This is a genomic window from Bordetella genomosp. 7, from assembly GCF_002261415.1.
Classification (GTDB): domain Bacteria; phylum Pseudomonadota; class Gammaproteobacteria; order Burkholderiales; family Burkholderiaceae_B; genus Bordetella_A.
The window spans coordinates 38492-45544 of the sequence record NZ_NEVI01000022.1 but is presented as its reverse complement, the minus strand read 5'-3'; the positions used below and the strand labels follow the sequence as shown (position 1 = coordinate 45544).

Here is a 7053-nt window from a genome sequence, read left to right as displayed (position 1 = left end):
TGCGCTACCGCCGCAATCCCGGCATTGCCCTCGCAATACTCCTGAGCCGACGCCAGTTTGACCGATTCACTGTACTTCTCCATGAAATAACCCCAAAGTTGATATCCAACTTTTGGGGGTCACTTCAAAGGGTGTCAGACACCTTGGCATTCTTGCCGGCCTGTTGGCTCTTTCCCGTCTCCGGTGAAGCGCGCGCCGTTGCGTAAAGGTCCCGCCGCTCAGGAAGCAGGCGGCAAGCAATAACGCTCTTCGCGATAGGCCCAGCTGGGCCACAGCGCATGAGCCAGCGCCTCTTCGGCCAGGGCTTGGTCCACTTCGACTGCCGCGCAGTAATCAGGCATTTGGTAGCGGAACTGCACCGGCGCCTTGCCCGGCAGCAGTACCAGCAGGTCATCGCCCTTCAAATAACCGTAGTGGCTTTCGTATTGCATGATCGCGCGGTTGGGAATGCTGCGGGTCAGGTCATGGCCGAGCATCGGGTGTGCGCAGGTTACGCCGGCCAGCGACAGCAGCGTGGGCGGCAGGTCGATCTGGCTGATGATGCCGTCTTCGCGGCGCGGCGCGATGCCGCCGCCCAGGATCACCGCCGGAATATGAAAATGGCGCACCGGTATCAGCGTGTCGCCGAACACGCGCGAATCGTGGTCGGCCACCACCAGGAACACGGTGTTTTCCCAGTACGGCGCCTGGCGCGCCCGCTCGAAGAACTGCCCCAGCGCCCAGTCGGCGTAGCGCACCGTGTTTTCTACCGTGGCGGGGTTGCCGTCGACCTGGATGCGCCCCGCGGGGTATTCCCAGGGCGAATGATTCGACACGCTGAAGGCCAGCGTAAACGTAGGCTGATCGCCATCGGCGCGCAGGCGCGCGTCCAGCTGCGTGAACATGTCTTCGTCCGACGCGCCCCAGGTGCCTACGAACGCCGGGTTTTTGAAGTCCGGCAGGTCGATGATTTCGTCGAAACCATTGCCCAGGAAGAAGGCCTTCATGTTATCGAAGTGCGACTCGCCGCCGTAGATGAAGCGCGAACGATATCCCTGGCGCCCCAGGCCATCGGCCAGCGTAAAGAACCCGCGCTGCGCCGCAGGCAGCTTGAGCACGGCCTGCGCCGGTGTTGGCAGGAAGCCTGCCGTTACCGCTTCCAGGCCGCGCACGGAACGCGTGCCGGTGGCGTAGGCCCGCGCAAACGCCCAACCCTCGCGTGCCAGGGCGTCCAGGTGCGGGGTGAGGTTGGCGCCGCCCAGCGCGGCGCTGTACTGCGCCCCCAGGCTTTCTTCCAGAATGATCACGATATTGGCGGGCCGCCCGCGCGACCGCGTCGGCTCCTGGCGATGCACGCTGGGGTGCGTGGCCACCGTGGGCGGAACGGGCAGGCCCGCGCACGACAGCACGATGTCGTGCATGCGGTCGCCCGGCATGCGGCCGTACACGGCAGCGGCGGATTTCTCGTTCTTCATGCTGTACACGGCGTAGAACACGTTGTACAGCGAGTTCAGCGGCAGCGTATTCAACATGCCGTCGTTGCAATACGCCACGGTGGACGGATTGATGGGACGATGGCCCAGCGTGCCGCGTATGGCCAGAATTACCGCGGCAAGCGCGCCCAGGCTGCCCAGCGCCATCTGCCACCACGCCCAGCGCGCGTCGGGCAGCGGCTCGCCGAACAACGCGTGCCCCACGGCAATGAGCGCCGCCACAGATACGACGGCAGCGGCCAGTTCGAGCTTGTAGCCGCGCCACAGCATGCCCGATACTTCGCGCGGATGCTTCAGGTATTCCACGAACAGGCGGTTGGGCCGGGTGTCGTACTCGGTGATGAAGGCCGGGGTGGCGACTTCCAGAAAACCCAGCAGGACCCAGCACACCTGTAGCCAGATGCTGGTGGCCGCGGCGGCCTGGGGCAGATGCCCCAGCCAGGGCGACAGCACCGCCGGCAGGGCGGCCAATACCGCGATCTGGTGCGTGTCGATACGCAGCCCGCCCAGCAGTATGGGACGCAGGCCGCCGGCTTTTTGGACGCGTCGCCATTGCCAGGCGGAAAGCGCCAGGCGGCTCAGGGTCAGCAACGCGTAGGCCGCGCCGATAAAGAGAAGTGTGGAATGTCGCATAGGATCCGGCATGCACCGGTACACGGGTACCGGCACAAGGCGGTGCAGAGTCAGGTACAGGCGCCGGCCGGAAGATTTGCGCGCACCAGGCGGCCAGCGATGGATTCGCGCATGGGGATCTGGGGCAGGGCATCGCCCGGCCCGTACCAATTCGCTTCGGCGATCTCGTCGGCCTGCAGGCGGATTTCTCCGCCCGCGTATTCAGCGGTAAAGGCGATCATCAGCGAATGGGGAAACGGCCACGACTGACTGCCGAAATAGCGCAGGTTGTCTACTGCAAGCCCTACCTCTTCCATGACTTCACGATGGATCGCGTCTTCGATGCTTTCGCCGGGCTCGACAAAACCGGCCAGGGCGGTATGGCGCGCCGTGGCATAGGTGGCATGGCGGGCAAGCAGGATGCTGTCGCCCTTGCGCACCAGCACCATCATCGCGGGCGATATGCGGGGGTAGGCCGACATGCCGCAGGCAGGGCAGCGCATGCAGAACTCGTGGCCGGCCGGCTGCATGGGCGTGGCGCATACGCCGCAGTACCGATGTGTACGGGCCCATTCGCAAATCTGGAATGCGCGGCCGGCCAGCGCCGCGTGTTCGCCCAGTTCCGACAGCAGCCCACGCAGGCTGCGAAACGCGTACCCCGGGGGCGCTTCGGACGTCGCCGGTACATGCGTGGTACGGATAGAGGGGTCGTCCAGCCAAACCTGTTGCAAGGCGCCAGGCTGCAGGCCCAGCAATGCGCAGGCGCTGGCATCGGGCAAGGCGATGCCGGCTTCGTGGACCAGCAGCTCATTACCACGAAAAATGAAATTCAAGGGTGCTTCCTTACGAAGTGTCCGGTCGGATGTCGATCGCAGCGCGTAATTTAATGCCAGATCGGGCACGCTTCGCTATTGGGATAACCCCAGTCGGTTACCAAGTGTCAACGAGGCGGCTTCAGGTATCTGTAAGGGGGGTGTCTGACACCCTTCGGGAGTCAGACACCTTTACCGTTGCGTTGGCCACGTCATTTCGGCATCGTGCTGGGCATCGGCGGTGTCTGACACCCTTCGGGAGTCAGACACCTTTGCTGTTGCGTCGGTGATGTCATTCCGGCATCGCGCTTGGCGTTGGCGGTGTCTGACACCCTTCGGGAGTCAGACACCTTTACCGTTGCGTTGGCCGCGTCATTCCGGCATCGCGCTTGGCATGTGTGGTGTCTGACTCCCGAAGGGTGTCGGACACCTATCCGGCCGCGCCGCCGGTCAAACCGGCTGGGCGCCGAGCCGTTCCACGGCCAGGGGCAGCGGCCAGGCCAGTGAAACCACAAGGTCGGCCACGGCTTCGCAGTCGTCCAGCGATACCCACGGCAGCGCGGCGCCCGTCGGTTTGATGTCGCTGGCGATAGCGCCGATGCTGGGGTCATCGGGGTAAAGCCACGGTTTGCCATTGGCCTGGCGATGGACTTCGATTTTGATGTGGGCGTTGCGCTTGAAGCCTTCGACCAGGATGAAGTCCACAGGGCTCATGGCGCCCAGCAACTCGCCCAGCTCCGGTTCGGTGGCGCCGCGCAATTCATGCATCAGCGCCCAGCGCGCCGACGAGGCTACCAGCACTTCGGTGGCGCCGGCTTCCCGGTGGCGATAGGAATCCTTGCCCGGCGTATCGATGTCGAAGGCGTGATGGGCGTGCTTCAGCGTCGATACGCTGTAGCCGCGCGCCTTCAGGCACGGTATCAGCTTGGTGAGCAGCGAGGTCTTGCCCGCGCCGCTCCAGCCGGCAAAGCCGATGATCCGGGTCATGCGGGGCTCGTGCATGGCGTTCAAAGCAGGCCCTCGAAAGGCAGTACGTCTACCAGTTCGCCGGCGGCGACATTGCCCTGGTCGTGGTGCAACACCATCAGGCCGTTGGCCTGGCTCATGCTGCGCAGGATGCCCGACCCCTGCGACCCGGTCGTGGCGGCCTGCCAGCCGCCATCGGCAGCCGGCGAGACGATGGCGCGTTGGTATTCGGTGCGGCCCGGCTTCTTGCGTATGGGATGCGCGGCGGCGCAGCGCAGCAGCGGCAGCGGCTGCGGGGTGGCGCCGCCCATGGTGAGCAGCGCGTCGCGCACCAGCGCGTAAAAAGTCACCATGACGGCCACGGGGTTGCCCGGCAGGCCGAACAGGATGGCGTCGCCGTGTTCGGCCTGGATGCGGCCGATAGCCATTGGTCGGCCGGGCCGCATGGCAATGCGCCAGAACAGCACGTCGCCCAGTTGCGCCATGACTGTCTTGGTGTGGTCGGCTTCGCCCACGCTGACCCCGCCCGATGTGATCACCGCGTCCGCGTTCGCCGCCGCGGCGCTGAATGCGTCGGCCAGGGCCTGCGGGTCGTCGCGCACCACGCCCATGTCGATGAGGTCGACTCCCAGGCGCTGCAGCATGCCGTGCAGGGTGTAGCGGTTGCTGTCGTAGACGCAGCCTTCGTCCAGCGGCTCGCCGATGGAGCGCAGTTCGTTGCCCGTGGAAAAGAACGCCACGCGCAGCCGCCGCACGACCGGCACTTCGGCCTGCCCCAGCGAGGCCAGCATGCCGATATCGGCCGGACGCAGCACGCGCCCGGCTGCAAGGGCGGCCTCGCCCTTGGCCAGGTCTTCGCCCGCCAGGCGGCGGTTGTCGCCCGTTTGCACGACGCCCGCCGGAACAACAATGCGGTCGCCCTCCTGGCGCACGAACTCTTGTGGCACGACTGTGTCCAGGCCGGGCGGCATGACCGCGCCGGTCATGATGCGCACGCACTGCCCGGAGGCCGCCTGGCCGGCGTACGGCTCGCCCGCCATGCCGCTGCCCACCACCTGCAAGATGGTGTCGGCGTCCGGCAAAAGCTGGGCGCCCGCGAACGCGTAGCCGTCCATGGCGGAATTGTCGTGCGCCGGCACGTTCAGGGACGAAATGATGTCGCGCGCCAGTATCCGGCCCAGCGCGGAGCGCAAAGGCAGCATTTCCGTGGCGCGCAGGCGGGGCACCAGCTGGTCGATGAAGGCGCGGGCCTGTTCGACCGGCAGGGCGGCCGGATCGTAGCCGCTGATACAAGAGGCGATGGACGCCAGGCTGGGAGGCAAGGGGCGAGTCATATCTGAAGCTGTTGCAGTTCGGCCAGCGTGTTGGCCCCGGCAAAGGCCTGGGCGTCGTCGAAGCTGACTTCGACGCAGCGATGCGTGGCTGTCCAGGCGTCGATCTTGCGCTGGCCGCTTTGCAAGAAGCCGATCAGGCTGGGCAGCAGAGTGCTCTTGAGCAGGCAGAACACCGGCTGTGTGCGCATCTGGCCGTTCTGGAGCGTGGCGGCCATGGCGATGTCTGCGTCATGCTGCGCGAGCCCCTCGGCCAGGCGTTCGACCAGGTCCAGCGGAAAGCGCGGGCAGTCGCACGGCACGGTAACGAGATAGGGCGTTTCGCAGCGTTCCAGCCCCGCCGCCAGGCCGGCCAGCGGGCCGGCGTAGTCGGGCAGCGTATCGGGCCATACCGGCACGCCCATGGCCTCGTAGGCCGACAGGTTACGGTTGGCGTTGATCATGGTGTGGCCCACCTGTGGCGACAGGCGCAACAGCGCCTGCACGGCCATGGGCATTCCCTGGTAGTTCTGCAGGCCCTTGTCGACGCCGCCCATGCGGCTGCCGCGCCCGCCCGCGAGTATCAGGCCCGTGATATCTGCTTTATCGATCATGGCACGCGATGCAAAAGGCCGCGCTCCACGTCGCGGTCTGGCGGCCAGTATAGACCAGCGGCAACGGGTCGCTGCGCTTTCCATGCCGGCGCTCGTGCGGCGGCGCAAGCCCCTCTGCTAACATGAACCGAGCGGCCGCGGCAGCGGCTTTCTTCTATTTTTTGCGTAAAAGACCCCATGGTCGCCTCAGATACATTACTTCAGGCCTTGCAGGCCGTCATCGACCCCAACACGGGCCGGCCGGTGGCCACGCCCAAAACGGTCAAGAATCTTCAGATCGATGGCGCCGACGTCGCCTTCGACGTCGAACTGGGCTACCCGGCCAAGAGCCAGATCCCGGCGCTGCGCAGCGCCCTGATCGCCGCCGCGCGCGCCGTGCCGGGTGTGGGCAATGTCTCGGTCAACCTGCGTTCGGTCATCGTGGCCCACGCGGCGCAGCGCGGGGTGGCGCTGCTGCCCAACATCAAGAACATCATTGCCGTGGCCTCGGGCAAGGGCGGGGTCGGCAAGAGCACCACGGCCGTCAACCTGGCCCTGGCGCTGGCCGCCGAAGGCGCGCGGGTAGGCGTGCTGGACGCCGACATCTACGGCCCCAGCCAGTCGCTCATGATGGGCATCGACGCCCGTCCGCAAAGCGAAGACGGCACCACCATGGAGCCGCTCGAAAACTACGGCGTGCAGGTCATGTCCATCGGCTTCCTGGTCGATGCCGACGAGGCCATGATCTGGCGCGGGCCCATGGCGGTGCAGGCGCTCGAACAACTGCTGCGCCAGACCAACTGGAAAGACCTCGATTACCTGGTCGTCGACATGCCGCCAGGCACCGGCGACATCCACCTGTCGCTCAGCCAGAAGGTGCCGGTAACAGGCGCGGTCGTCATCACCACCCCGCAGGACATCGCCTTGCTCGACGCCCGAAAGGGAGTGAAAATGTTCGAAAAGGTCGGCGTGCCGATCCTGGGCGTGGTCGAGAACATGGCGGTGCATGTCTGTAGCCAATGCGGTCACGCCGAGCATATATTCGGCGCCGGCGGAGGCAAGAAAATGGCAGCCGACTACAACCTGCCGTACCTCGGCGCATTGCCGCTGGACATCAACATCCGCCTGCAGGCCGACAGCGGCCAGCCCACCGTGGTGGCCGACCCCGATGGCGAAATCGCCGGCATCTATAAATCAGTGGCCCGCCAGGTGGCGGTGGCCATGGCAGGCATGGCCAAAGACCATTCCTCCAAGCTTTCCGCCATTGCGATCAGCCGGGTCAAGTAGG

6 protein-coding genes are annotated in these 7053 nt (G+C 65.8%); 1 reads left to right on the top strand and 5 read right to left on the bottom strand.

Annotated features, from left to right (window positions below):
- Positions 1–218 precede the first annotated feature (218 nt).
- From CAL18_RS16905 to mobA, 5 genes are all read right to left on the bottom strand, one after another.
- Complete coding sequence (locus CAL18_RS16905; protein ID WP_094818381.1) at positions 219–2105, bottom strand: LTA synthase family protein; 1887 nt, start codon at positions 2103–2105, stop codon at positions 219–221.
- Positions 2106–2155: 50 nt separating this feature from the next.
- Positions 2156–2917 (bottom strand): NAD(+) diphosphatase, encoded by a 762-nt coding sequence (gene nudC / locus CAL18_RS16900; RefSeq protein WP_026638957.1) that lies wholly within the window; start codon positions 2915–2917, stop codon positions 2156–2158.
- 429 nt (positions 2918–3346) lie between these two features.
- Positions 3347–3883 (bottom strand): molybdopterin-guanine dinucleotide biosynthesis protein B, encoded by a 537-nt coding sequence (gene mobB, locus CAL18_RS16895; RefSeq protein ID WP_026638956.1) that lies wholly within the window; start codon positions 3881–3883, stop codon positions 3347–3349.
- Between the two features lie 20 nt (positions 3884–3903).
- Positions 3904–5196, bottom strand: coding sequence for a molybdopterin molybdotransferase MoeA (gene moeA, locus CAL18_RS16890; RefSeq protein WP_026638955.1), 1293 nt, complete (start codon positions 5194–5196; stop codon positions 3904–3906).
- Positions 5193–5786 carry a molybdenum cofactor guanylyltransferase MobA gene (gene mobA, locus CAL18_RS16885; RefSeq protein ID WP_026638954.1) on the bottom strand — a complete coding sequence of 198 codons (594 nt, stop codon included), beginning with the start codon at positions 5784–5786 and terminating at the stop codon, positions 5193–5195. The genes moeA and mobA overlap by 4 nt, the downstream gene beginning before the upstream one ends.
- Positions 5787–5963: 177 nt before the next feature.
- Here mobA and apbC point away from each other — a divergent pair, with 177 nt between their 5' ends.
- Positions 5964–7052 (top strand): iron-sulfur cluster carrier protein ApbC, encoded by a 1089-nt coding sequence (gene apbC / locus CAL18_RS16880; protein ID WP_026638953.1) that lies wholly within the window; start codon positions 5964–5966, stop codon positions 7050–7052.
- Position 7053 lies beyond the last annotated feature (1 nt).

Excerpts from the sequence above, each read along its gene's own strand:
- moeA (WP_026638955.1), bottom strand. The coding sequence starts at position 5,196 with ATGACTCGCCCCTTGCCTCCCAGCCTGGCGTCCATCGCCTCTTGTATC.
- CAL18_RS16905 (WP_094818381.1), bottom strand. The coding sequence starts at position 2,105 with ATGCGACATTCCACACTTCTCTTTATCGGCGCGGCCTACGCGTTGCTG.
- mobA (WP_026638954.1), bottom strand. The coding sequence starts at position 5,786 with ATGATCGATAAAGCAGATATCACGGGCCTGATACTCGCGGGCGGGCGC.
- mobB (WP_026638956.1), bottom strand. The coding sequence starts at position 3,883 with ATGACCCGGATCATCGGCTTTGCCGGCTGGAGCGGCGCGGGCAAGACC.
- apbC (WP_026638953.1), top strand. The coding sequence starts at position 5,964 with ATGGTCGCCTCAGATACATTACTTCAGGCCTTGCAGGCCGTCATCGAC.